Origin of the sequence: Xanthobacter autotrophicus ATCC 700552 (assembly GCF_043194565.1) — a bacterium.
Classification (GTDB): domain Bacteria; phylum Pseudomonadota; class Alphaproteobacteria; order Rhizobiales; family Xanthobacteraceae; genus Xanthobacter; species Xanthobacter autotrophicus_F.
In genome coordinates this window covers 111,317-134,569 of sequence record NZ_JBAFVS010000013.1, presented here as the reverse complement: position 1 = coordinate 134,569, position 23,253 = coordinate 111,317, and the positions used below count along the sequence as shown (strand labels likewise).

The window sequence follows — 23,253 nt, the reverse complement described above, 5'->3', positions numbered from 1 at the left end:
CCCACGGGATCAGCCGGCTTTGGCGAGGACGTCCGCGGCCGGAGGAGCCGCCAGCCGGGTCTCGATCCAGGCGCGAATGCGGTCGGGGCTCGCGAAGCAATCCCACTGGCGTTCGGGAAAGTTGAAGTTTTCCGTGAACTCGTCCGCGAGGTCGGGGCGCTGGCTGAGAGCCCCGATATAGTTCAGCAGGTCCGGGTCGAGCGAGCCGAGGGCGTTGAGGATGTAGTTGGTCCAGCGGGTGGCGCTGAGGACGCGGTCGCGGCGCCGTCCCTCCACCCGCTCCATGAAGCGCTCGTCGTAGACGTCCTGCCCGACGATCTCCTCAGCAAGAATGATGGCAGCATAGGAAGCCATGTTGGCGCCCTGTCCCAGCACCGGATCCACCACCGCCTGCACGTCGCCCAAGGCGACGGCGAGCTTACCTCCATCGAGCGCCACATGGCTCTTGCGCACCGTCGGGGTCACGCCGCCCTGGAGGATATCCAGCGGTCCATTGGCGAGGTCGAATTCGCGCTCGTCGATGCGATCGGCGCAGTCCGGATAGTGCTGGCGCAGCTTCTGCAGCAAAAGATCCAGAAAAGCTCTGGGGCTCTCCGCATAGGAGGCCTTGGCGAGCACTTCGAGATCGCCGCCGACATGGTTCTCGATCACGAGCGCCGTCGCCATGCCCCCGAAGGAATAGGTCGGGATCTCGATCATCTCGCCGGCGCCTGGAGAGAAGTTCATGACCACCGCGCGCGTCGCCGGCTCGCGGATGCCCTTGAACAGCCCGACACACAGCGCGCGCTGCGGCCGCTCGAAAGGCGAATAGGCCGGTTCCGGCTTGAACATCTGCCCGAAGGGGCCCTTGCCGGTGCACACCACGATAAGGCCGAACCCGCGGACGAGCTCAGGAATGTCCTCGTGGGTGATTTCGCGGAACTCGATCAGGCCGCCACGCGCCAGAAAGTCCTCCATGAGGCGCGGCTGGTAGATGCGATAGTCCACCGCGCGGCTCCGCCGTTCCAGCGCGCCATAAAAGCGCAGCGGCTGAGGGCCGCCGACGAAGTAATAATGACCAGAATAGCCATATTCATCGAGAGGCCAGTGATTGCAACCGAGGTCGTCTTCGCGCTCCACGGTCACGTGATGATGAGCAACCGTATTGAGCAGACGCAGGCCCTGAAACTGATCCGGTCGGCGGTCGCTGAATATGGTGACGTCGATGCCGAACTGCCGCAAATGCAGGCCAAGGTGAAGGCCAGCCGTTCCCGCGCCGATGACGGCGATCCTTTTCTGCATGCGTTTCCCCATCGTTTCTGGTTTATGATTCTTATTTACTAACCGATCGTTCAGGCGTAAGCATCGCAAATCGCCTATGACATATTCCGTATGGAATAAATGTTGGAAAGCATCGAAGCCTACATCGCCTTCGCCCGCCTGATGGAGCGCGGCAATTTTTCGGCCGTGGGTCGCGACATGGGTATTTCGCAATCCACGGTGAGCAAGCACATCGCCGGGCTGGAGGCGAGCCTCGGTATGCCGCTGTTCGTGCGCACCACGCGCAGCATCAACCCCACGGCCGAAGCCGCGCAGCTCTACAGCCATGTGCAGCGCATGCTGGAGGCCCTGGACGACGTGCGCGCCTTCGCCCGCGGGCAGCGGCCGGAGATCGCCGGCTTGCTGCGCATCGCCGTGCCCGTCTCCTTCGGGCGGATTCACATCGTCCCGCTGCTTCCGGCCTACATGCGGCTGCATCCGGCGGTATCGGTGGAGGTGGTGCTGTCCGATACGGTGGACGACATGATCAAGGAGGGCCTCGAGATCGTCGTCACCACGGCCGAGCCCCGCTCGGGCTCGCTGGTCTCCCGCTCCATCCGGGTCTATGAGCGGGTCGTCGTCGCCTCCGGCACCTATCTCGCCGCGCGTGGCCGGCCAACCGAGCCCGTCGATCTGGACGTGCACGACGTCATCGTGGCCACCAACACCATCGACGCGAGCCTCGAGTTCGATTCCGAGCACGGGCGCCAGGCCGTCCGGCTCCGAGGACGACTATGCACAAACAGCGACGAGGTGGCATACGATGCCGCCCGCGCCGGACGCGGCATCGCCGTCGTGCCGAGCTGGCTGGCGCAGGCGGATCTCGCATCCGGTGCCATGACTGCGCTTCTGACTGACTATTTTCTCCCCCCGATCCAGGTGAGCCTCACCTACCCCAGGACGCGCGTCCTCTCGCGCCGCGCACGCGCCTTCATCGACTTTCTGGTGGCGGAGCTGGCCCGGCCCACCCGCGCACCGCAGCCCGGTAGAGAGTGACCGGACGGCTTCAGACGGCGGCGCGAATCGGGATCTCGTTCAGCGCCCGCGCGCTCATGGTCAGCAGCTCATAGCGCGCCACCGTCTCTGAGTTCTGGTTGAACACCTCGGCGTCCCAGCGCACCTCGCCATAGTCCGGCCGGCGGCCCGGCTGCTTGTGCTTGACGGTGAGTCGCACGCGGATCGCATCCCCCGGCGACACCGGCTTCAGGAAGCGCAGGGCGTCGAGCCCGTAATTGGCCAGCAGCGGCCCCGGCGCAGGGTCCACGAAGAGTCCGGCGGCAAACGACAGGATGAGGTAGCCGTGGGCCACGCGCCCGGGGAAGAAGGGGTTGGCCTTGGCCGCCGCCTCATCCATGTGGGCGTAGAAGGTATCGCCGGTGAAATGGGCGAAGTGCTCGATGTCGTCGAGGCTGATGACGCGCGAGGCGGTCTCCACGGTGTCGCCCACGCGCAGCGCCTCATAATCCCGCTTGAAGGGGTGTTCGGCGGTCACCGGGGCCGGCGCGCCGGACAGCCAGGTGCGGGTCAGGGCCGAGAGCCGGGCCGGCGAGCCCTCCAGCGCCGTGCGCTGCATATAGTGGAACACGCCACGCAGCCCGCCCATCTCCTCGCCGCCGCCGGCCCGGCCGGGACCGCCATGCACGAGGCCCGGCATGGGCGAGCCGTGGCCGGTGGATTCCCCGGCGCAGTCCCGGTCCAGCACCAGCAGCCGGCCATGATGGGCGGCAATGCCGAACACCAGCGTGTCGGCCACCTGCGGATCATAGGTGAACACCGAGGCGACGAGGCTGCCCTCGCCCTTCGCCACCAGCGCCACCGCATCGTCGAGCCGGTCATAGGCCATCACGGTGGCCACCGGGCCGAAGGCCTCCACCGCGTGGGGCGCCACCGCCGCCAGCGGCTTGGCACAGCGCAGCAGCACCGGCGCCATGAAGGCCCCCGCCTGCGCATCGGCCCCGATGGGTTCGGCGGCATCGGGATCGCCGAAGACGATCTCCGCCTCCTGCGCGATCTGCGCCACCGCCTCCCGGGCGGCGTCGCGCTGGGCAAGGCTCGCCAGCGGGCCCATGCGCACGTCGTCGCGGCGGGGATCGCCGAGGGTGATCTTCGCCAGTTGCCCCTTCAGCGCGGCGATCACCGCGCTTTCCTGGGCGCGCGGCACGATGATGCGTCGGATGGCGGTGCATTTCTGGCCCGCCTTCACCGTCATCTCGCGCACCACCTCCTTGATGAAGAGGTCGAACTCGGGGGCACCCTCGCTGGCGTCCGGGCCGAGCACGGCGGCGTTCAGCGAATCCCGCTCGGCGATGAAGCGCACCGCGTTGCGCGACACCGCCGGATGGTCGCGCAACATCTGCGAGGTCTCCGCCGAGCCGGTGAAGGAGAGCACATCCTGTCCGGTGAGATGATCGAGCAGGTCGCCCGCCGATCCGCTCACCAGCTGCAACGCGCCCTTGGGCAGGATGTTCGCCTCCACGATCAGCCGCACCACCGCCTCGGCCACATAGGCGGTGGCGGTGGCCGGCTTGGTGATGACCGGCACGCCGGCGAGGAGCGCGGGGGCAAGCTTCTCCAGAAGACCCCAGCAGGGAAAGTTGAAGGCGTTCACATGCACCGCCACACCCTGCAGCGGGGTGAGGATGTGAAGGCCGATGAAGGAGCCGCCCTTGGAAAGAGCTTCCGGCCCGCCCTCCACCACGAAGCGCTCGCCCGGCAGCTCCCGCCGGCCGCGGGAGGCATAGGCGTAGAGGGTGCCGATGCCGCCGTCGATGTCGATGGCATTGTCCCGCTTGGTGGCCCCGGTGTCGGCAGCGAGGGCGTAGAGCGCCTCCTTGTGGGCGCCGAGATGGGCGGCGAGCGCCTTCAGCATGTCGGCGCGCTCGTGGAAGGTGAGCCCGCGCAAGGCCGGCCCGCCCACCTCGCGGGCATGGCGTACCATGGCGGCGAGATCCAGCCCCTTGGTGGAGGTGCGCGCCACCACCCGCCCGTCGATGGCGCTCGGGATGTCGATGAGGCCCTCTTGCGGCACGAACCAGCGGTCGAGGGCGTAGCTGTTGAGGATTTGGGTCATGGCTATTGTCCTCCCTGTTGTTCTGCCTGTTCTGTCGGTTGCCAGTCGGCGAAGCTGCGTCCGTCGCGGGCGAGGGCCAGCAGCAGGGGCGCGGGCTCGGATCCGGCGCCGCCGGCGGCGTGGGCGGCTTCCACTTCGGTGACGACCGCGCGCAGGCCCATCTGGTCGGCGGCCCACATGGGCCCGCCCTTGGTGCGCGGGAAGCCGTAGCCATGGACGAAGGCGAGATCGATGTCGGAGGCCCGCAGCGCGATGCCCTCCGCCAGCGCCTTGGCGCCCTCGTTCGCCATGACGGCGAGCAGCCGGCGCTGGATCTGTCCGGCGGAGAAGACGCGGGGCGTGATGGCCTTCTCCGCGCGGGCTTCGGCGATCAGCGCCTCCACCACGGGATCGGCGGATTTGCCGCCCGCCGCGTCATAGGCATACCAGCCGGCGCCGGTCTTGCGGCCGAGGCGGCCCTGTTCCACCAGCCGGTCGGCGATGGCCACGTAGCGCTCGGCCGGATCGCGGGTGGCCGCCCGGCGCTTGCGCATGGCATAGGCGATGTCGAGGCCGGACATGTCGGACACGGCGAAGATGCCCATGGCGAAGCCATAGGCCTCCAGCGCCGCATCCACCTCCTGCGGGCTGGCGCCGTCCTCCACCAGAACCTCGGCGTGGCGGCGGTAGAGCGCATAGATGCGATTGCCGATGAAGCCGTCGCAATTGCCCGCCACCACCGGCTGCTTGCCCATGCGCTTCGCCAGGGCCAGCGCCGTGGCGATCACATCGGGGGCGGTGCGGGCCGGGCGCACCACCTCCAGCAGCTTCATCACGTTGGCCGGGGCGAAGAAGTGCAGGCCCACCACGTCTTGCGGCCGCGAGGTCTCGGCGGCGATGGCGTCGAGGTCGAGATAGGAGGTGTTGGTGGCCAGCACCGCGCCGGGCTTTGCCACCGCATCGAGACGGCGGAAGATGTCGGCCTTCACGTCCATGTCCTCGAAGGCGGCCTCCACCACCAGGTCGGCGGCGGCAAGAGACGCCCAGTCGGCGGTGGGGGTGACGCGGGCGCGGCGTTCGGCGCCCTGCGCTTGCGTCAGCCGACCGCTTTTCACCTGCCGGGCGTAGAGATCGGCCACCCGCTGCAAGCCGGCGGCGGCGGCTTCCCCATCGCGCTCCACCAGGGTGACGGCAAGGCCGGCATCGGCCAGCGCCACGGCGATGCCGGCGCCCATGGTGCCGGCACCGATCACTGCCACCGCCTCCAGCGGACGGGGCGCGACGCTCTCCAGCCCCGGCACCTTGCCGGCCTCGCGCTCGGCGAAGAAGAGATGGCGCAGCGCCTTTGCCTCGGCACTCTCGCGCAGGGCGAGGAAGGCGGCGCGCTCGGCGGCGAGGCCGGTCGTAAACTCAGCCTCCCCCGCCGCGCGGATGACGCGGATGGCCTCTGCGATGGCCGGGACACCCTTCGCCCCCTTGCGGGCGCTGGCAATGGCCGCCTCCTCCGCCGCGTCGTCGCCGGCGGGAACCGGCAGTTCCGAAAGGCGGCGCTTCGTGACGCCCGGTGCGCGGGCGATGGCTTCGGCGAGAAGGTCACCCTCCACCACTTCGTCGAGCAGGCCAAGGGCGAGGGCATCGCCCGCCTTCAGCACCCGCCCCTCACAGATGAGGGCGATGGCCTGGGCCACGCCGACGAGGCGCGGCAGGCGCTGGGTTCCGCCGGCGCCGGGGATGAGCCCGAGCCGGGTCTCGGTGAGGCCCACCAGCGCCTTCGGCCCGCCGAGCCTGAGGTCGCAGGCGAGCGCGATCTCGCAGCCGCCGCCCAGCGCCGCCCCGGCGATGGCCGCCACCACCGGCTTTGCACAAGCGTCGATGGCCGCCACCACATCCGGCAGGAAGGGCGCATCCGGCGGCTGGCTCATCTCGCGGATGTCGGCGCCGGCGATGAAGCGGCCCGGCCCGCCGCTGATCACCAGCGCCGCCACATCGGGATCGGCCTCCAGCGCGCGCACGGCATCCAGCAGCCCTTGCCGCACCGCCTTCGACAGGGCGTTCACCGGCGCAAAGTCAATGGCGATCACGCCGACGGCGCCATGCCGCGTAACGGTGACCGGAGGTGTCACGGCATCCACGGCTCAGACCCTCTCGATGAGGGCGGCGATGCCCTGGCCGACGCCGATGCACATGGTCGCCACCGCCCACCTGCCCCCGCGCACCTCCAGCGCGCTCACCGCCGTCATCGCAAGCCGCGCCCCCGACATCCCAAGAGGATGGCCAAGCGCAATGGCGCCGCCGTGGGGATTTACATGCTCCGCGTCGTCGGGAAGGCCCAGCTGGCGCAGCACCGCGAGGGCCTGGGCGGCGAAGGCCTCGTTCAGCTCGAAAAGGTCGATGTCCGCCAGCGCGAGGCCGTTCTTCTCCAGAAGCTTGCGCGTGGCCGGCGCCGGGCCGATGCCCATGATGCGCGGCGGCACCCCGGCCTGCACCACCGACACCACGCGGGCGCGGGGGGTGAGGCCGTACTTCCGCGCCGCCGTCTCGGAGGCGAGGATGAGCGCCCCGGCGCCGTCGTTCACGCCGGAGGCGTTGCCCGCCGTCACCGTGCCGCCGGTCTTGCGGAACGGGGTCTTGAGGCCGGCAAGCTGGTCCAGCGTGGTCTCGGCGCGCGGATGCTCGTCCGCTTCCACGCGGATCACCGCGCCCTTCTTGCCCCTCACCTCGATGGGGGCGATCTCGCGGGCGAAGAAGCCGGCGTCCTGCGCCGCCTTCACCCGCTGCTGGGAGCGATACGCGAACAGGTCCTGGTCGGCGCGGGAGATCTGGAAATCCTCGGCCACGTTCTCGCCGGTCTCCGGCATGGAATCCACGCCGTATTGCGCCTTCATCAGCGGGTTCACGAAGCGCCAGCCGATGGTGGTGTCGTAGATCTCCGCCTGCCGGGAAAACGCCTCGGCCGCCTTGCCCTGGACGAAGGGCGCGCGAGTCATGCTCTCCACCCCGCCGGCGATGATGAGGTCGGCGTCCCCGGTCATGATGGCACGGGCACCGATGCCCACGGCGTCGAGGCCGGAGCCGCACAGCCGGTTCACGGTGGTGCCCGGCGCACTCACCGGCAGGCCGGCGAGCAGCGCCGCCATGCGGGCGACATCGCGATTGTCCTCCCCCGCCTGGTTGGCGCAGCCGAGGATGACATCGTCCACCGCCTCCCAGTCCACGCCCGGGTTGCGCTCCTTGAGCACGCGGATGGGATGGGCGGCGAGGTCGTCGGCACGCACATCCCTCAAGGCACCGGCATAGCGGCCGATGGGGGTGCGCGCGAAATCGCAGATAAAGGCGTGCGCCATTGTTGTTCTCCGGATGTCTGGGGTCAGGCGGCGGCCGGGCGGCGCACGCACACCACGCGGAAGCGGCTTGCCACGAAGGCTGAATCCGTCATGCAGGCGTTGCCGGCGGGGTTGGCGCCGGAGACGTGGTAGTCGCTGAAGGCGGCGCTCTGGTTCACGTAGATGCCGCCGGTAAGGTTCACCGAAAGCGCCACGCCAGCCTTCGCATAGGCCGGGATGGCCGCGGCGATCTCGGCCTCTTCGGTGCTGTAGAGCGCGGCAGTGATGGCGCCCTTCTCGCGGGCGGCGCGGGTGGCGCGGGCGACGCCATCGGGCGCATCCTTCACCGCCACCACGAAGGCGATGGGGCCGAAGCGCTCTTCCAGATAGGCTGCCTCGTCGCCCGCCTCCACCGCGAGAAGCAGCGGCGTGGCGGTGCGGGCTCCTTCCACCTGAAGCGCCGCGCTGTCGCGCACGATGCGGCCGAGGCCGCGCGCCTCCGCGATGCGCGTCAGCGTCGCCGGATTCTGGATCGCACCCAGCACCGCCGCCGCGCGGGCGGGATCGGACAGCAGCGCGTCGATGGCGGCGCCGATGCCGGCGGCCACCTCGTCGAAGCTCTTATGGCCCTCGTCGGTGGCGATGCCTTCAGCGGGGACAAAGATGGTCTGCGGCGCCGTGCACATCTGCCCGCTGTAAAGGGAGAGCGAGAAGGCGATGTTGGCGCACATGGCCGCGAACGAACCGGTGGAGGCGATGACGATGGTGTTCACCCCCGCCTCCTCCGTGAACACCAGCTTGTCCCGCAGGTTGGCCCGCAGCCAGCCGCCGAACGCCGACGAGCCGGTGAAATCCACCAGGGCAATGGCGGGATGGGTCGCCAGTTCCTTGGCGAGCGGCGCCTCCACCGTGTCGGGGGCGAGCTGGAGCACGTCCGGGTCGAAGCCCTGCGCGGCGAGCACTTCGCGGCCGATTTTCACGGTCAGCGCCAGCGGCAGGATGGCGGCGGGATGCGGCTTCACGATCACCGCATTGCCGGTGACAAGGTCCGCGAACAGGGCGGGATAGCTGTTCCAGGTGGGAAAGGTGGCGCAGCCGATGACGAGGCCGATGCCGCGCGGCACCACATGGAAATCCTTGTCGAGGCGGATGGAGGCGCGCCCCATGGGCTTCTCCCAGCGCACCGCGCCGGGCACCCGCGCCATCTCGGCATAGGCATAGGCGACGGCTTCAAGCCCGCGATCCTGCGCATGGGGGCCGCCGGCCTGGAAGGCCATGGGCCCGGCCTGCCCGGTGGTGTGCTCCACCGCCTCGGCGATGAGGAAGCTTTCGGCGTTGAGGCGCGCGAGAATTTCCAGCGCAACGCCCACCCGCTGCTCCACGGAGGCCTGCGCCCAACCTTCGCCGGCCCGCTCCGCATTGGCCACCAGCGCGTCGACGCTGCGCGCCGCATAGGTGATGCCCAACGCCGGCCCGAACGGCGAGACCTCGGCGCCGACGCGCGCGCCCTCCCCTTCCTGCTCCCCCTCGCCGCCGAGATCGAACGGCTGGCTCTTCAGGGCCGCGAAGGCCGCCTTGCCGGCGCTCGCGGCGCCCTCCGGATAGGCCTTGGGGTTTTCCGCAAACGCCGCCCAGAAGCCGCGCTCGCGCGACGCCGAAACGGCCTTCTCCAGCAGCGCGGCATGCGCCTGGAACAGATCATCCATGGCCTTCTCCCTGAAGCCTCGTCCCACCGGACCAGGCGCTGTTCTGGTTTGCGAGGGAACCTGCCGCCCGGTCGCCGCGACCGGCCGGCGTCCCCTCCCGGCACGGGGCCTCGTCCATGTTGACAAGCCCGCCCCTTGCGCTAAAGATTAACCGATCGACCGGTTAATTCAAGAGGCTCGCAAGAGCTCGAGACAGGGAGGATGAAGTGGTCGCACTCCAAGCGGACACCTTGACGAGCGAGCCGGCCACAGCGCCGCCGGTGCTGCTCGTGGCGCAGCATGAGGGCTGGGTGGAGCTCACCCTCAACCGCCCCGACCGCCTCAACGCCTTCACCGAGGATCTGCACCGCGCGCTTGCCGCCGCCCTCGACGCCGCAGCGGACGACGCCTGCCGGGCGGTGCTGCTCACCGGCGCCGGGCGCGGCTTCTGCGCCGGGCAGGATCTCGGCGACCGGGCCAACGCGGAGGGCCCGCTCGATCTCGGCGCCACCATCGAGGCCTTCTACAATCCCCTCATCCGGCGCATCCGCGCCCTGCGCAAGCCGGTGGTCTGCGCGGTGAACGGGGTGGCGGCGGGGGCCGGCGCCAACATCGCCTTTGCCTGCGACATCGTTCTGGCGGCGCGGTCGGCGAAATTCATCCAGGCCTTCGCCAAGATCGGTCTCGTGCCGGATTCCGGCGGCACCTTCTTCCTGCCCCGCCTCATCGGCGATGCCCGCGCCCGCGCCCTCATGCTGCTGGCCGAGCCGGTCAGCGCCGAGAAGGCCGAAAGCTGGGGCTTGATCTGGAAGGCGGTGGACGACGCCGCGCTGCTGGACGAGGCCCGCGCCCTCACAGCCCATCTCGCCTGCCAGCCGACGCAGGGCCTCGCCCTCACCAAGCAAGCGCTCAACGCCTCCGCCGGCCAGAACCTCGACGCCCAGCTCGATCTGGAGCGCGACCTCCAGCGCGAGGCCGGCCGCACCCCGGACTATCGCGAGGGCGTTTCCGCCTTCATGGAAAAGCGCCCGGCGCGCTTCTCGGGACGCCGCGCATGAGCACCCTCGCCCCTGATCCCGCCCACGCTCCTCACGCAGCCCCGTCGCGCACGCCGCAGGAAACCGCGCGCCTCAGCGCCGACGCCATGTGGGCCACCGACCATGCGAGCCAGGGGCTGGGCATGGAGTTGGTCGCGGTGGGCCCCGGCACGGCGACGATCTCCATGACGCTCACCGAGCGCATGTGCAACGGCTTCGGCATGGCCCATGGCGGCTTCATCTTCGCCCTTGCGGACAGCGCCTTCGCCTTCGCCTGCAACTCCTATGACGAGCGCACGGTGGCCGCCCATTGCGCGGTCACTTACCTGCGCCCCGGCACCCGCGGCAAGACCCTCCTCTCCACGGCGCGGGAGATCGCCCGCAGCGGGCGCTCCGGCATCTACGACGTGGAGGTGAGCGAGGATGGCGTGGTGATCGCGCAGTTTCGCGGGCATTCTCGCACCATCGGCGGGGCGTTAATCGCCCCGTCCCCAAGCGCGCCAGAGAGCCGCGACCACACGACCACAGCTTGAATGGAGGAGACGATGAACATGGCTCTGCCGGCGGTTTCCTTTGGCCGGACCTTCGAGGCCGGCCTCGATGCAGCGGAACGGGCATCCCGGGACGAAATCCAGTCCCTCCAGCGCGAGCGCCTCGCCTGGTCGCTGCGCCACGCCTATGAGAACGTGCCGTTCTACCGCAGGAAGTTCGACGAGGCGGGGGTGCACCCCTCCGACCTGCGCGATCTGTCGGACCTCGCCAAATTCCCCTTCACGGTGAAGACCGACCTGCGCGACAACTACCCCTTCGGCCTGTTCGCGGTGCCGCGCGAGAAGCTGCTGCGGGTGCACGGCTCTTCGGGCACCACCGGCAAGCCCATCGTGGTGGGCTATACCCGCGCCGACATCGACATGTGGGCCGACGTGATGGCCCGCTCCATCCGCGCGGCGGGGGTGCGGCCGGGCATGATGGTGCATGTGGCCTACGGCTACGGCCTGTTCACCGGCGGCCTGGGTGCCCATTACGGCGTGGAACGCCTCGGCTGCACCGTCGTGCCCATGTCGGGCGGCATGACCGAGCGCCAGGTTCAGCTCATCCACGACTTCAAGCCCGACGCCATCATGGTGACGCCCAGCTACATGCTGGCGCTGCTGGACGGCTTCGCCAAGGCGGGGCTGGACCCGCGCGCCTCCTCGCTCAAATACGGCATCTTCGGCGCCGAGCCCTGGACCAATGCCATGCGCGAGGAGATCGAGCGCGACTTCGCCATCGACGCCACCGACATCTACGGCCTCTCCGAGGTCATCGGTCCCGGCGTGGCGCAGGAATGCGTGGAGACCAAGGACGGCCTGCACATCTGGGAAGACCACTTCCTGCCGGAGGTGATCGACCCCATCACCGGCGAAGTGCTGCCGGACGGGGAAAAGGGCGAGTTGGTGTTCACCTCCCTCAGCAAGGAGGCGTTCCCGATCATCCGCTACCGCACCCGCGACCTCACCCGCCTGTTGCCCGGCACGGCGCGGCCCGGCATGCGGCGCATGGAGAAGGTCACCGGCCGCTCGGACGACATGATCATCCTGCGCGGCGTGAACGTGTTCCCCACCCAGATCGAGGAGATTTTGCTCTCCATCGAGACCTGCTCGGGCCACTACCAGCTGGAGCTGACCCGCGAGGGCCGCATGGACGAAATGACCGTGCATGCGGAGATCCGCGAGGAGGTCCATGGCGGCATCGACATTGAGGCCTGCGCGGCGCGCATCCTCGCCCGCATCAAGGACACGGTGGGCATCACCACCCGCATCGCGCTGCACGAGCCCGGCGGCATCGAGCGCACCGCCACCGGCAAGGCCAAGCGCATCATCGACCGCCGCCCCAAGGGGTGAGCTTTCCATCCTCCCGGCGGCGGGTGCGCCCGCCGTCATCCCAACTGAAAAGGCCCGGCGCAAGCCGGGCCTTTTTCTATACCGCGATGGGCGGGACGCCGCGAAGGCGCCCCCACTCACACCTGGTCGAAATCCACCACCACCCGCGCGGTGGTGGGCCTCGCCTGGCAGGTGAGGATGAAACCGGCTTCCAGCTCCCACGGCTCCAGCGAATAATTCACCTCCATCTCGGCCGAGCCTTCCACCACCTTGGCGCGGCAGGTGGAGCACATGCCGCCCTTGCAGGCGAAGGGCAGGTCCATGCCGGCCCGCAACGCCGCGTCGAGGACGGCCTCACCCTCGGCGACCGGCACGTCGCGGCGCTTGCCGTCCACGATGAGGGAGGCCACATGGGCCGGCGCGGCATCGGGCACCACCACCGGCTTCGCACGCGGCTTGCCGCCCAGCGCCGAGACGAAGCGCTCCACATGCACCTTGTCCTTCGGCAGGCCGAGGTCGGCAAGGGTCGCCTCCAGCTCGTCGATCATGGCGGTGGGGCCGCAGACGAAGGCATGGTCCACCGCCGCCGCCGGCACCATGGCGGTGAGCAGCAGGCGCACCTTCTCCCCGTCCAGGTGGCCGTTGAGGATGGCGAGGTCCTGCTGCTCCCGCGACAGCACGTGGAACACGGACAGCCGGCCGAGGAAGCGGTCCTTCAGTTCCTCCAGCTCGGTGCGGAACAGGATGTTGTCGGTGGAGCGGTTGCCGTAGAATAGGAAAAAGCGGCTGTCCGGCTCCCGCGCCAGCACGCCGCGGGCGATTGAGAGCACCGGCGTGATGCCCGAGCCGGCCGCGAACGCCACATGGATGCGGGCATTGCCCGGCGCCTGCTCCAGCCCGAAGCGGCCGGTGGGGGTCATCACCTCCAGCACATCGCCGGCCTTCAGGCTTTCGTTCACCCACGTGGAGAACAGGCCGCCCTCCACCTGCTTCACCGCGATGCGCAGCTCGCCGTCGTCCGGCCCGGAGCAGATGGAATAGGAGCGGCGGATCTCCTCCCCCTCCAGCGTCGCCTTCAGGGTCAGATACTGGCCGGGGGCGAAGGCGAAATCGGCGGCAAGGGCCGAGGGCACCTCGAAGGTGATGGAGACCGCGTCCACGGTCTCGCGGCGCACCTCGCGCACGGCGAGGCGGTGGAATTTCGGCGTGCCCGCCCCCCTCGGGGCAGCGCCCGCGCCGGTGGACGGGATGCCGGAAGCGGCGGTGGTGTCGATCGCGTTGTCCATGGCGTCACCCGTCAGTGGCATTTGAAATAGTCGAACGGCTCGCGGCAGGCCTTGCACTGCCACAGGGACTTGCAGGAGGTGGAGCCGAACGGCGCGATTTCCGCCGTGTCGGAGGAGCCGCATTGCGGGCAGTCCACCACCTCGACCCCGAACAGCGCCCGCCGCCCGGCGGTTTTCGCCGGCGGGGCGATGCCGTAGGCCTTCAGCTTGCGCCGGCCGTCCTCGCTCATGAAATCGGTGGTCCAGGCCGGGGCCAGCACGGTCTTCACCACCACCGGGCCAAGGCCCGCCTTGTCGAGCGCCAGTTCGATCTCCAGCGCGATCATGGTCATGGCCGGGCAGCCCGAATAGGTGGGCGTGATCAGCACTTCCACTCGCCCGTCCGCGACGCGCACATCTCTGAGCACGCCGAGGTCGGCGATGGAGAGCACCGGGATTTCCGGATCGGTGACCGCACCCGCCACGCGCCAGACCTCGTCGCGCAGCGCCGCCGGATCGGCCAGCGCCGCGCCGGTCACCAGGAGGCTCCCGGGAAGGTGCGCTGGAGATATTGCAGCTCGGTGAGCAGCGGCCCCAGATGCTCGGAATGGCGGCCGTCGCGCCCGCCCTTCTGCATCCAGCCGGCCTGCGGCAGCTTCAAGGTGGCTTCCGCCAGCACGGCGGACACGGTGGCGGTCCACGCCGCGCGCAGGCTGTCCGGGTCCGGCACGGTGCCATCGGCGATGAGCCCGGCTTCGCCCGCATCCACCTCGAACAATTCGCCGGTGAAGGCCCATAGGCCGTCCACCGCCGCCTGGGCGCGGGCGTGGCTTTCCGCCGTGCCGTCGCCGAGGCGGATCAGCCATTCCGCGCAATGGCGCACGTGATACGCGCTTTCCTTCTCCGCCTTGGCGGCGATGGCGGACAGCGTCGCGTCAGGCGAGGCCATCAGCGCCCGCCAATAGGGATCGATGAAGGCCGAATAGAAGAGCTGCCGTGCCATGGTCTGGGCGAAATCGCCGTTGGGCTGTTCCACCAGCAGCAGGTTGCCATAGGCCCGCTCGCCGCGCAGATAGGCGAAGTCATCCTCGGTTCGCCCCTGGCCTTCCACTTCGGCGGTGTAAGTATAGAGCGAGCGCGCCTGGCCGAGGAGGTCGAGGCCCATATTGGCCAGCGCCATCTCTTCTTCCATGGTGGGCGCATGGCCGCACCATTCGGACAGGCGATGGCCGAGGATGAGCGCATCGTCGGCCCGGCGCAGCAAATAGCGCACCAGCGGCGTCTCGCGCACGGTGATGGAGGTGGTGGCCATGGTGGGGTTCCTCGCCTCGGCCCGCCGTGCGGGCAGTCTTGTTGGTGATGAGGGGCGCAACGCGCCTCGGTCATGCAGGCGGGCGACGAGCTTGCCTCATTGCCCGCCGGAAAAGCCCGCGCGGCGTCTGAGCGTAACCCTCTCGGCACCGGTCGAAGACCGGTGCCGTTGGTATTACATGTGCCCGACTTCTTCCGGGACTTCGTAGAAGGTGGGGTGGCGATAGATCTTCGAGGCGGTGGGCTCGAACATCATGCCCTTGTCCGCCGGATCGGAGGCGGTGATGGCGCTGGACGGCACCACCCACAGGGATAACCCTTCCCCGCGACGAGTGTAGAGATCGCGCGCGGCCTGGAGCGCCAGCGTGGCGTCGGCGGCGTGGAGCGATCCGGCGTGCTTGTGCGCCAGCCCGTTGCGGCTGCGGATGAACACTTCCCACAAGGGGGTTGCGGCGTCGGCCATAAGGCGTCTCCTCGAAATCTTGCGTTGGTTCAGGCCGCTGCGGCGGTCTTGGCGGCGGCGCGCTTTTCGGCGAAGGCGCGGGCGGCCTCGCGCACCCAGGCGCCGTCCTCGTGGGCCTTGCGGCGGGTGGCCATGCGATCGCGGTTGCAGGGGCCGTTGCCGGCGATCACCTGCTTGAATTCCTCCCAGTCGATGGTGCCATAGCGCCAGTGGCCGGCGGCCTCGTCAAAGGAAAGGTCCGGATCGGGCAAGGTGAGGCCGATGAAGTGGGCCTGGGGCACCGTGGCATCCACGAACTTCTGTCTGAGCTCGTCATTGGAAAAGCGCTTGATCTTCCAGCGCATGGAGCTGTCGGAATGGCTGGAGGCCGCGTCCGGCGGGCCGAACATCATCAGGCTCGGCCACCACCAGCGGTTCAGCGCGTCCTGCGCCATCTCCTTCTGCTCCGCCGTGCCGCGCGCGAGGGTGAGCATGATCTCGTAGCCCTGGCGCTGGTGGAAGGATTCCTCCTTGCACACCCGGATCATGGCCCGCGCATAGGGGCCGTAGGAGCAGCGGCAGAGCGGGATCTGGTTCATGATCGCCGCCCCATCCACCAGCCAGCCGATGGCGCCGATATCCGCCCAGGTCAGCGTCGGATAATTGAAGATGGACGAATACTTCGCCTTGCCCGAGAGCAATTGCTCCACCAGCTCCTCGCGGGAGGTGCCGAGCGTCTCGGCCGCCGCGTAGAGATAGAGGCCGTGGCCGCACTCGTCCTGCACCTTGGCGAGCAGCGCCGCCTTGCGCCGCAGGGAGGGCGCGCGGGTGATCCAGTTGCCCTCCGGCTGCATGCCGATGATCTCGGAATGGGCGTGCTGGGAAATCTGCCGCGTCAGCGTCCGGCGATAGGCGGCGGGCATGAAGTCGTTGGGCTCGATCCGCTCCTCGTCGGCCACACGCGCCTCAAAACGGGCAAGCTGTGCGGCGTCCTCAAGGTCACGGGTGTCGGCGTCCGGATTGGCGTTGAGGGCCTGCGTGTACATGGGCTCTCCTCCCTGGGTGTCGGTTTTATATATTACGAAAAATTCTATAGCAATTGTTTTTCGTAACATGTTGCGGCGCATCATGCCCGTTCCGGCCACCCCCGGCGGGTCATAAGCGGGTCTTAGTCTCTGAACCGACGCCTTATTTTCGCGCTGGCCGGGAGCGGCTCGCCGTCCTCGCCCACGGCGTTGTCATCGAGCCAGCGCTCGGACGCGGCGATCACATGAGCATAGATGTCGGCGCACAGGGCGCGGGCCGCCGGCCCGGGCCAGTCGGCAGGCAGGATGGCGGCCGGCAAAATGGGATCGCGCAGTACGATGCGGCGATATTCGTGGATGAGCAGCACCCGCGCCACCATGGCTTCAAGATCGGAAAGGGTTTCCCCCGCCGCCAGCGCCGCGCGCAGGGGCGCGAAGACCTCCATGAAGCTCACATAGGCCTGCGCCGTCTCCTCCAGCCGCCAGGCGCGGCCGGCGAGGTCCTGCTGGGCTTCCGGCGTGCCCGAAACCTCAAGCCGCAGGGCCCCCAACGCCTCTTCCGGCACCTCGGCGCCCGCCGGCGCGATGAAGACGCCGGGCAGGGGAACCCCATAGCCGGCCGCGTCCAGAGCGGCGCGCGCGCCTTCCCGCGCGGCGGGCTCGATGAGCAGCATCTGGAAATGGCCGCGCCATTCGGGCGGGCGGTGGCTGTAGATGTGCTCGGTGGCGCGGGCGAAGGTCTCGCGGCCCTTGTCGGCGAGACCATAGAAGCTGTTGCGGCCGATGCGCGTGCGCGTCAGCCAGCCGTCGGCGGCGAGGCGCGACATGGCGGTACGCACCACCCCGTCGGCGATGTCCAACCCCTTGAAGAAGGCGAGCAGGGTGCCGAGCCACACCGAGCCGCCGCGCGGCACGATGGCATCGCCATAGATGGTGACGATGATGGACCAGGTGCGCGAGGGCTCGGCGCGGACATGGTCGAGGATGAGATCAAGGGCGCGGCGCGACATGCCGTTCCATAGCCCGAGATGCGCGCAAGCGGAAACCCCGGACGAGAGCGTGAGAGGGCGATTCACCGAGCAAATTGAAGCAATCTGCCCGTATCGCGCTCTACTCGGCCTTGCGCCGTCCGGCCTTGGCGGCTGACGCCGGAGCCCGGCGTCGCGCGGCCGCAACCGGCGCGGCGGACGGCGTGATCGCGCGCACGCGGGGCTCGGCACGGGGCGGCGCCTCGGGGCCCGCAACGGCCGCGGCCGCTCCCGCCGCGCCGGCGGTGATCAGGCTGGTGACGAGGCGGGCATATTCGGCGCGGGTCAGCCCCTTGCCGTCGCGAAACCACAGATAGTGCCAGTTCAGCATACCGAAGGCGGACATGGTGACCGGCTTCAACAGTGGCCCCCGACCGATCTGCGGCACCTCCTGCGCGATGGCGTCGGACATGAGCACCACAAGCTGGCGCTCCATGGCCCGCAACGCATCCTGCTTGTCGGCCGGCAGCAGCTTGAGATTGGCGATCTGGATCTGATGCTCGGCATCGGCATCGCGATAGGATTCGAGCAGGGCAGAGGCGATGGCGAACAGCCGATCGCCCTCGGGGGCGGCTTCCAGCGCCGTCTCCACCGCCTGGATAAGCTGTTCCAGATGGGTGGAGAGGATGTCGAAGAGCACCGCCTCCTTGTCTGGATAATAGTGATAGAGCAAGGCCTTGGAGGCGCCGCACGCCTCCGCGATCATGGTGATCGAGGTGCCCGAATAGCCGAACTGGGCGAACAGCTCCGCCGACTTGTGCAGGATCACCTGCCGTTTTGCGTCGTAGTCCTGCGCGCGTGTCCGAGCCATCTGTCCTGTTCCTGCCCTCCGGCGCCCCGCTGGGCGAGCCCCGGCACCGGCCATCGTCCGCCCCTGGGCGAATGGACAGGAGATAACAAATATTGTCCGGCTGGTCGATCAATGATCCACATCAAGCGTTTTCGGGGAGCGCTGATTATATTGACCATCCGGTCGGTTAATTATATAGTTCCCCTACCGTCGGCCGAATGGCGCGGCGGCTGGAGGCGGGCAAACCCGCTCCTTGGCCCGAAATGGACCTTTTGGAGAAACGCTTCATGGATACGACCGCTCGCCTGCGGCCGGTGCTGCGCGCTGCCGCCCTCGCCTTCGCAAGCTTCGCCCTCGCGCCCCTCGCCGCCGCGCCCGCTCTGGCCGCGGACCCCATCAAGATCGGCTCGGTCGTGTCCGCCACCGGCCCGGCGGCCTTCCTCGGCGACCCCGAGGCCAAGACCCTGAAGATCTATGTGGAAGAATTGAACAAGAAGGGCGGGCTGCTCGGCCGCCCGGTGGAGCTGGTGCTCTATGACGATGGTGGCGACGCCAACAAGGCGCGCACCTTCGCCACTCGCCTCGTGGAAGACGACAAGGTTGTGGCCATGGTGGGCGGCACCTCCACCGGCGCCACCATGGCCATGATCCCGGTGTTCGAGGAGGCCGGCATCCCCTTCGTGTCGCTGGCCGGCGGCATCGAGATCATCGAGCCGGTGCGCCCCTTCGTCTTCAAGACGCCCCACACCGACAAGACCGCCTGCCAGAAGATCTTCGAGGACATGAAGGCGCGCGGCATCACCAAGATCGGCATGATCTCGGGCACCGACGGCTTCGGCAAGTCCATGCGCAACCAGTGCCTGAAGGTGATCGGCGGCTACAACATCACGGTGCTCGCCGACGAAACCTACGGTGCCACCGATTCCGACATGACGCCCCAGCTCAACAAGATCAAGAACACCGCCGGCGTCGAGGCGGTGCTCAATCCCGGCTTCGGCCAGGGTCCGGCCATCGTGACCCGCAACTATGCCCAGCTCGGTCTCAAGCTGCCGCTGTACCAGAGCCACGGCGTCGCCTCCAAGAGCTTCATCGAGCTGGCGGGACCGGCGGCGGAAGGCGTGCGGCTGCCGGCACCCGCCATCCTGGTTGGTGACAAGCTCGCCGCCGAGGACCCGCAGAAGGCGGTGGTCGCCGGCTACAAGGCGTCTTACGAGAAGGCCACGGGCCAGAGCGTCTCCACCTTCGGCGGCTACGGCTTCGACGGCATCCAGCTGGTGACGCAGGCCATCGACAAGGCCAAGTCCGCCGAGCCGAAGAAGATCCGCGACGCGCTGGAAGCCACCAAGACTTACGTGGGCGTGACCGGCGTCTACAGCTTCTCGCCCACCGACCATCTGGGCCTCGGCACGGATTCCTTCCGCATGCTGGAGATCCGCGGCGGTGACTGGACGCTGGACGCCCCCACGCGCTGAGGCGCGGCTTCACCCCTGCCCCCTGAAACAGGGCGGTGCCGCGCGCGCCGCCGCAGCGATGGCGCTCGTCTCTTGTACTGACGCGTTTTCTTCACGCGAACCGGTCGCCACTTCGCTCGAAAGCGCTCCAAAGGCCAGGCCCGATCATGTCCGAATTTCTCCAGCTGGTGTTTTCCGGGCTGACGGTGGGCGCCATCTATGCGCTCATCGCCCTCGGCTTCACCCTCATCTACAACGCCTCCGACGTGATCAACTTCGCCCAGGGCGATTTCGTCATGATCGGCGGCATGGCCACCGTGTTCCTCATGTCGGCCGGGCTCGCATTGCCGGTGGCGGCCTTCATCGCGGTGGTGGCGTCCGTGGGGGTGGGGCTGCTGCTGCACCGCTTCGCCATCGAGCCGGCACGCGGCGCCTCGCCGGTGACGCTGATCATGATCACCATCGGCGCCTCCATCTTCATCAAGGGCGTGGCGCAGATCGTGTTCGACAAGCAGTTCCACTCCCTGCCCGCCTTCTCGGGCGACACCCCCATCCCGGTGGGCGGCGCCACCCTGCTGCCGCAGAGCCTGTGGGTGCTCGGTACCACGCTCGGCCTCGTGGTGGCGCTCTATCTCTTCCTTGAGCACACCCTGTCGGGCAAGGCGCTGCTCGCCACCGCCGCCAACCGGCTCGCGGCGCGCCTCGTGGGCATCAATGTCACGCTCATCCTCGCCATGGCCTTCGGCCTCTCGGCGGCCATCGGCGCGCTGGCCGGCGTGGTGGCCACCCCCATCACGTTGACCCGCTACGACATCGGCACCCTGTTCGCCCTGAAGGGGTTTGCCGCCGCCATGCTCGGCGGCATGGGCAATCCGGTGGGCGCGGTGGTTGGGGGCCTGCTCATCGGCCTGCTGGAGACCTTCGGCGCCGGCTATGTCTCCTCCACCTACAAGGACGCGGTGGCCTTCCTGATGATCCTCTTCGTCCTGTTCTTCCTGCCGCGCGGCCTGTTCGGCGGCCGCAGCGTGGAGCGCGTATGATGGGTGCGACGGCAACCCTTTCCCGCGTGCTGCGGGCTCGCTTCACCCCGCTGGTCGTCCTCGCCGCGCTGATGGTGCTGGTGCCGGTTCTGGCGCCCTCCTCCTTCCACCTGCGGGTGGCGGCGCTGGTGTGGATCTTCGCGCTGGCCGCCCTCGGCCTCACCATCCTCATGGGCTATGCGGGACAGGTGAGTCTCGGGCACGCCGGTTTCGTCGGCATCGGCGCCTATGCGGTGGCCATCGGACCGGCGCGGCTGGGGCTCGATCCCCTGCTGTGCCTCGTGCTCGGCGCGGTGCTGGCGGGCGCCATCGCCTATGGGGTGGGCCGGCCCATCCTGAAGCTGAAGGGCTATTACCTCGCCATCGCCACCCTCGGCTTCGGCGTCATCGTCGCCCTGGTGCTGCACAGCGAGGCCGAGATCACCGGCGGGCCGGACGGCATGGCGGTGTCGCGCCTGTCTTTGTTCGGCTGGCGCATGGCCGGGGCGCTGAACTGGTACTGGGTCACGTCCGGCGCGCTGCTCATCGGCGCCCTGCTGGCGCTCAACATCGCGGCGAGCCCCACCGGGCGGGCGCTGCGCGCGCTCCACGACAGCGAGGTGGCCGCCGCCGGCACCGGCATCGATGTGGGCGCCAAGAAGCTTGCCGCCTTCGTGGTGGCGGCGGTCTACGGGGCGGTGGCGGGCGGGCTGCTTGCCGCCATGAACGGGCTGATCACGCCAGAGGCAGCCAGCTTCTCCCATTCCATCGAACTGGTGGCAATGGTGATCATCGGCGGCCTCGGCTCGGTGTTCGGCACCGTGGTGGGCGCGGCCTTCCTGGTGGTGCTGCCGCAGATGCTCACCGCGCTCCAGGACTACGAGCAGGCGGTGCTGGGCCTGCTCATCATGGTGTTCATGATCTTCCTGCCCCAGGGCATCGTGCCATCCATCCGCGCCTATATCCTGGAGCGCCTGCCATGAGCCTCCTCGAAGTCCGCGACATGGGCATCTCGTTTGGCGGCCTCAAGGCGGTGGACGGCGTGTCCTTCACGGTGGAGGCCGGGCAGGTCTTCTCCATCATCGGGCCGAACGGGGCGGGCAAGACCACCCTGTTCAACCTCGTCACCGGCATCTACCGCCCCTCGCGGGGGAAGGTGACCCTAGCCGGCGAGGACATGACCGGCCTTGCCCCGCACCTGCTGGTGCGCCGGGGCATGGCGCGCACCTTCCAGAACCTGCAGGTGTTCTTCCGCATGAGTGCGGTGGAGAACGTGATGGTGGGCTGCCACCTCGCCGAGCGCACCTCCTTCCTCGCCGACCTCCTCGGCCTGCCCTCCGTGGCGCGGCAGAACAAGGTGACGCGGGAGCACGCGCTCGCGCTGCTCGGCCGGGTGGGGCTTGCCCATCTGGCGGATGCCTCCGCCGGCGCCCTGCCCTATGGCGCGCTGAAGCGGCTGGAGATCGCCCGCGCGCTGGCGGCGAACCCCAAGGTGCTGCTGCTCGACGAGCCCGCCGCCGGCTGCAACGCGGTGGAGACCGAGGCCATCGACCATCTCATCGCCGACATCGCCAAAAGCGGCGTCGGCGTGGTCCTCATCGAGCATGACATGAAGCTGGTGATGAAGATTTCCGACCGGGTGCTGGTGCTGGCCCAGGGCCGCCCGCTGGCGGAAGGCGCGCCGCGCGCGGTGCGCGAGAACCCTCAGGTCATCGCCGCCTATCTCGGCGACCACGGCGCGCGGGAGGCCGATCGTGCTCACGGTTGAAGCCATCACCTCCGCCTATGGCCGCATCAACGTGCTGCACGAGGTGTGGCTTCAGGTGAAGGCCGGCGAGATCGTCGCCCTCGTGGGCTCCAACGGCGCCGGCAAGACCACGCTGCTGCGCACCCTCTCCGGGGTGCAGCCGGCGCGCTCCGGACGCATCCTGTTTCAGGGCGAAGCCATCGAGCGGCTGGAGCCGCACCAGCGGGTGGTGCGCGGCATCTCCCAGTCGCCGGAAGGGCGGCAAGTGTTCGGGCCGCTGAGCGTGGAAGACAATCTGCGGCTCGGCGCCTATCGCCGGCAGGATGCAGGGATGCGCGGGCGGCTTGATCACGTCTTCGCCCTGTTCCCGGTACTGGCGGAAAAGCGCAGGATCGCCGCCATGAGCCTCTCCGGCGGCCAGCAGCAGATGCTCGCCATCGGTCGCGCGCTGATGGCGGCGCCCAAGCTGCTGCTGCTGGACGAGCCGTCGCTCGGCCTTGCGCCGCTGCTGGTGGACCAGATCCTCGCCGCCGTGCGCGCGCTGCGGGCGGAGGGCATCACCGTGCTGCTAGTGGAGCAGAACGCCTCGGCGGCGCTGGCCATCGCCGACCGCGGCTATGTGCTGGAGACCGGCCGCGTGGTGATGGAAGGCTCCGGCGCCGCCCTGCTCGACGACCCCAAGGTGCGCACCGCCTATCTCGGCCTGTGACACCCACGCACGCACCGATCAGCTTGTGATGCGAACTGATCGGCGCGTGCTCTATGGCATATTCTAGCGAAGTGGATACCGGTTCGCGTAAAGAAAATGCGTTAACGCAAAGACATAGAGCATCTCCTCGATTCCGTGAAACGAGGAAATGCACCAGTCTTTCGCAAATCCCTCTTTCATAAGAGCCCGCTTCGCGGCGACCCTTTGCTCC

Annotated in this window: 21 protein-coding genes; 9 read left to right on the top strand and 12 right to left on the bottom strand. The window is 68.8% G+C overall.

Annotated features, from left to right (window positions below; genetic code table 11):
• Positions 1–9 precede the first annotated feature (9 nt).
• On the bottom strand, positions 10–1,281 hold the full coding sequence (styA, locus tag V5F48_RS15275; protein ID WP_229646812.1) for a styrene monooxygenase subunit StyA: 1,272 nt from the start codon (positions 1,279–1,281) through the stop codon (positions 10–12).
• A gap of 99 nt (positions 1,282–1,380) precedes the next feature.
• Here styA and V5F48_RS15270 point away from each other — a divergent pair, with 99 nt between their 5' ends.
• Positions 1,381–2,295 carry a LysR family transcriptional regulator gene (locus V5F48_RS15270; protein WP_394038515.1) on the top strand — a complete coding sequence of 305 codons (915 nt, stop codon included), beginning with the start codon at positions 1,381–1,383 and terminating at the stop codon, positions 2,293–2,295.
• Between the two features lie 10 nt (positions 2,296–2,305).
• On the opposite strand, the gene paaZ is transcribed toward V5F48_RS15270, so the two are convergent.
• Genes paaZ through paaN form a run of 4 tightly spaced genes read right to left on the bottom strand, consistent with a single transcriptional unit; the run spans position 2,306 to position 9,377 of the window.
• A complete protein-coding gene (gene paaZ / locus V5F48_RS15265) occupies positions 2,306–4,369 on the bottom strand; it encodes a phenylacetic acid degradation bifunctional protein PaaZ (RefSeq protein ID WP_394259400.1) in 2,064 nt (687 codons plus the stop codon).
• 2 nt (positions 4,370–4,371) lie between these two features.
• Entirely contained in the window at positions 4,372–6,480 is a 2,109-nt protein-coding gene (locus tag V5F48_RS15260) for an FAD-dependent oxidoreductase (protein ID WP_394259399.1), read from the bottom strand.
• Between the two features lie 3 nt (positions 6,481–6,483).
• Positions 6,484–7,692, bottom strand: coding sequence for a 3-oxoadipyl-CoA thiolase (pcaF, locus tag V5F48_RS15255; RefSeq protein ID WP_229645428.1), 1,209 nt, complete (start codon positions 7,690–7,692; stop codon positions 6,484–6,486).
• 23 nt (positions 7,693–7,715) lie between these two features.
• The gene (gene paaN, locus V5F48_RS15250) at positions 7,716–9,377 is read right to left on the bottom strand and encodes a phenylacetic acid degradation protein PaaN (protein WP_229645427.1); all 1,662 of its coding nucleotides are present in this window, start codon (positions 9,375–9,377) and stop codon (positions 7,716–7,718) included.
• 260 nt (positions 9,378–9,637) lie between these two features.
• On the opposite strand from paaN, the gene paaG reads away from it, so the two are divergent.
• Genes paaG through paaK form a run of 3 tightly spaced genes read left to right on the top strand, consistent with a single transcriptional unit; the run spans position 9,638 to position 12,276 of the window.
• The gene (gene paaG / locus V5F48_RS15245) at positions 9,638–10,414 is read left to right on the top strand and encodes a 2-(1,2-epoxy-1,2-dihydrophenyl)acetyl-CoA isomerase PaaG (RefSeq protein WP_394109762.1); all 777 of its coding nucleotides are present in this window, start codon (positions 9,638–9,640) and stop codon (positions 10,412–10,414) included.
• Positions 10,411–10,926 (top strand): hydroxyphenylacetyl-CoA thioesterase PaaI, encoded by a 516-nt coding sequence (paaI, locus tag V5F48_RS15240; RefSeq protein WP_394259398.1) that lies wholly within the window; start codon positions 10,411–10,413, stop codon positions 10,924–10,926. Before paaG ends, paaI begins: the two co-directional genes overlap by 4 nt.
• A gap of 12 nt (positions 10,927–10,938) precedes the next feature.
• The gene (gene paaK, locus V5F48_RS15235; protein ID WP_394259397.1) at positions 10,939–12,276 is read left to right on the top strand and encodes a phenylacetate--CoA ligase PaaK; all 1,338 of its coding nucleotides are present in this window, start codon (positions 10,939–10,941) and stop codon (positions 12,274–12,276) included.
• Between the two features lie 116 nt (positions 12,277–12,392).
• Here paaK and paaE read toward each other — a convergent pair whose 3' ends face one another.
• From paaE to V5F48_RS15200, 7 genes are all read right to left on the bottom strand, one after another.
• The gene (gene paaE, locus V5F48_RS15230; protein ID WP_394259396.1) at positions 12,393–13,541 is read right to left on the bottom strand and encodes a 1,2-phenylacetyl-CoA epoxidase subunit PaaE; all 1,149 of its coding nucleotides are present in this window, start codon (positions 13,539–13,541) and stop codon (positions 12,393–12,395) included.
• A gap of 11 nt (positions 13,542–13,552) precedes the next feature.
• The gene (gene paaD / locus V5F48_RS15225; protein ID WP_138398215.1) at positions 13,553–14,062 is read right to left on the bottom strand and encodes a 1,2-phenylacetyl-CoA epoxidase subunit PaaD; all 510 of its coding nucleotides are present in this window, start codon (positions 14,060–14,062) and stop codon (positions 13,553–13,555) included.
• A complete protein-coding gene (gene paaC, locus V5F48_RS15220) occupies positions 14,056–14,832 on the bottom strand; it encodes a 1,2-phenylacetyl-CoA epoxidase subunit PaaC (protein WP_394259395.1) in 777 nt (258 codons plus the stop codon). The genes paaD and paaC overlap by 7 nt, the downstream gene beginning before the upstream one ends.
• Positions 14,833–15,006: 174 nt before the next feature.
• Positions 15,007–15,294, bottom strand: a complete 288-nt coding sequence (gene paaB / locus V5F48_RS15215) for a 1,2-phenylacetyl-CoA epoxidase subunit PaaB (protein WP_149578500.1) — start codon at positions 15,292–15,294, stop codon at positions 15,007–15,009.
• A gap of 29 nt (positions 15,295–15,323) precedes the next feature.
• Positions 15,324–16,319, bottom strand: a complete 996-nt coding sequence (gene paaA, locus V5F48_RS15210; protein ID WP_394088656.1) for a 1,2-phenylacetyl-CoA epoxidase subunit PaaA — start codon at positions 16,317–16,319, stop codon at positions 15,324–15,326.
• A 122-nt stretch (positions 16,320–16,441) separates the two neighbouring features.
• Positions 16,442–17,308 carry a phenylacetic acid degradation operon negative regulatory protein PaaX gene (gene paaX / locus V5F48_RS15205; protein WP_394259394.1) on the bottom strand — a complete coding sequence of 289 codons (867 nt, stop codon included), beginning with the start codon at positions 17,306–17,308 and terminating at the stop codon, positions 16,442–16,444.
• A 100-nt stretch (positions 17,309–17,408) separates the two neighbouring features.
• Positions 17,409–18,137, bottom strand: a complete 729-nt coding sequence (locus V5F48_RS15200) for a TetR/AcrR family transcriptional regulator (RefSeq protein ID WP_246089553.1) — start codon at positions 18,135–18,137, stop codon at positions 17,409–17,411.
• A 266-nt stretch (positions 18,138–18,403) separates the two neighbouring features.
• On the opposite strand from V5F48_RS15200, the gene V5F48_RS15195 reads away from it, so the two are divergent.
• From V5F48_RS15195 to V5F48_RS15175, 5 genes are all read left to right on the top strand, one after another.
• On the top strand, positions 18,404–19,588 hold the full coding sequence (locus V5F48_RS15195; protein WP_394259393.1) for an ABC transporter substrate-binding protein: 1,185 nt from the start codon (positions 18,404–18,406) through the stop codon (positions 19,586–19,588).
• A gap of 146 nt (positions 19,589–19,734) precedes the next feature.
• Positions 19,735–20,607 carry a branched-chain amino acid ABC transporter permease gene (locus V5F48_RS15190; protein ID WP_393994022.1) on the top strand — a complete coding sequence of 291 codons (873 nt, stop codon included), beginning with the start codon at positions 19,735–19,737 and terminating at the stop codon, positions 20,605–20,607.
• On the top strand, positions 20,607–21,569 hold the full coding sequence (locus V5F48_RS15185; RefSeq protein WP_394259392.1) for a branched-chain amino acid ABC transporter permease: 963 nt from the start codon (positions 20,607–20,609) through the stop codon (positions 21,567–21,569). The genes V5F48_RS15190 and V5F48_RS15185 overlap by 1 nt, the downstream gene beginning before the upstream one ends.
• Positions 21,566–22,354, top strand: coding sequence for an ABC transporter ATP-binding protein (locus tag V5F48_RS15180; RefSeq protein WP_394259391.1), 789 nt, complete (start codon positions 21,566–21,568; stop codon positions 22,352–22,354). The genes V5F48_RS15185 and V5F48_RS15180 overlap by 4 nt, the downstream gene beginning before the upstream one ends.
• A complete protein-coding gene (locus V5F48_RS15175) occupies positions 22,341–23,042 on the top strand; it encodes an ABC transporter ATP-binding protein (protein ID WP_229645339.1) in 702 nt (233 codons plus the stop codon). Before V5F48_RS15180 ends, V5F48_RS15175 begins: the two co-directional genes overlap by 14 nt.
• The last annotated feature ends 211 nt before the right edge of the window (positions 23,043–23,253 follow it).

Bases quoted from the DNA above. Each gene is read 5' to 3' on its own strand.
- styA (WP_229646812.1), bottom strand. From the start codon at position 1,281: ATGCAGAAAAGGATCGCCGTCATCGGCGCGGGAACGGCTGGCCTTCAC.
- V5F48_RS15270 (WP_394038515.1), top strand. From the start codon at position 1,381: ATGTTGGAAAGCATCGAAGCCTACATCGCCTTCGCCCGCCTGATGGAG.
- paaZ (WP_394259400.1), bottom strand. From the start codon at position 4,369: ATGACCCAAATCCTCAACAGCTACGCCCTCGACCGCTGGTTCGTGCCG.
- pcaF (WP_229645428.1), bottom strand. From the start codon at position 7,692: ATGGCGCACGCCTTTATCTGCGATTTCGCGCGCACCCCCATCGGCCGC.
- paaN (WP_229645427.1), bottom strand. From the start codon at position 9,377: ATGGATGATCTGTTCCAGGCGCATGCCGCGCTGCTGGAGAAGGCCGTT.
- paaI (WP_394259398.1), top strand. From the start codon at position 10,411: ATGAGCACCCTCGCCCCTGATCCCGCCCACGCTCCTCACGCAGCCCCG.
- paaK (WP_394259397.1), top strand. From the start codon at position 10,939: ATGAACATGGCTCTGCCGGCGGTTTCCTTTGGCCGGACCTTCGAGGCC.
- paaE (WP_394259396.1), bottom strand. From the start codon at position 13,541: ATGGACAACGCGATCGACACCACCGCCGCTTCCGGCATCCCGTCCACC.
- paaC (WP_394259395.1), bottom strand. From the start codon at position 14,832: ATGGCCACCACCTCCATCACCGTGCGCGAGACGCCGCTGGTGCGCTAT.
- paaB (WP_149578500.1), bottom strand. From the start codon at position 15,294: ATGGCCGACGCCGCAACCCCCTTGTGGGAAGTGTTCATCCGCAGCCGC.
- paaA (WP_394088656.1), bottom strand. From the start codon at position 16,319: ATGTACACGCAGGCCCTCAACGCCAATCCGGACGCCGACACCCGTGAC.
- paaX (WP_394259394.1), bottom strand. From the start codon at position 17,308: ATGTCGCGCCGCGCCCTTGATCTCATCCTCGACCATGTCCGCGCCGAG.
- V5F48_RS15200 (WP_246089553.1), bottom strand. From the start codon at position 18,137: ATGGCTCGGACACGCGCGCAGGACTACGACGCAAAACGGCAGGTGATC.
- V5F48_RS15195 (WP_394259393.1), top strand. From the start codon at position 18,404: ATGGATACGACCGCTCGCCTGCGGCCGGTGCTGCGCGCTGCCGCCCTC.
- V5F48_RS15190 (WP_393994022.1), top strand. From the start codon at position 19,735: ATGTCCGAATTTCTCCAGCTGGTGTTTTCCGGGCTGACGGTGGGCGCC.
- V5F48_RS15185 (WP_394259392.1), top strand. From the start codon at position 20,607: ATGGGTGCGACGGCAACCCTTTCCCGCGTGCTGCGGGCTCGCTTCACC.
- V5F48_RS15180 (WP_394259391.1), top strand. From the start codon at position 21,566: ATGAGCCTCCTCGAAGTCCGCGACATGGGCATCTCGTTTGGCGGCCTC.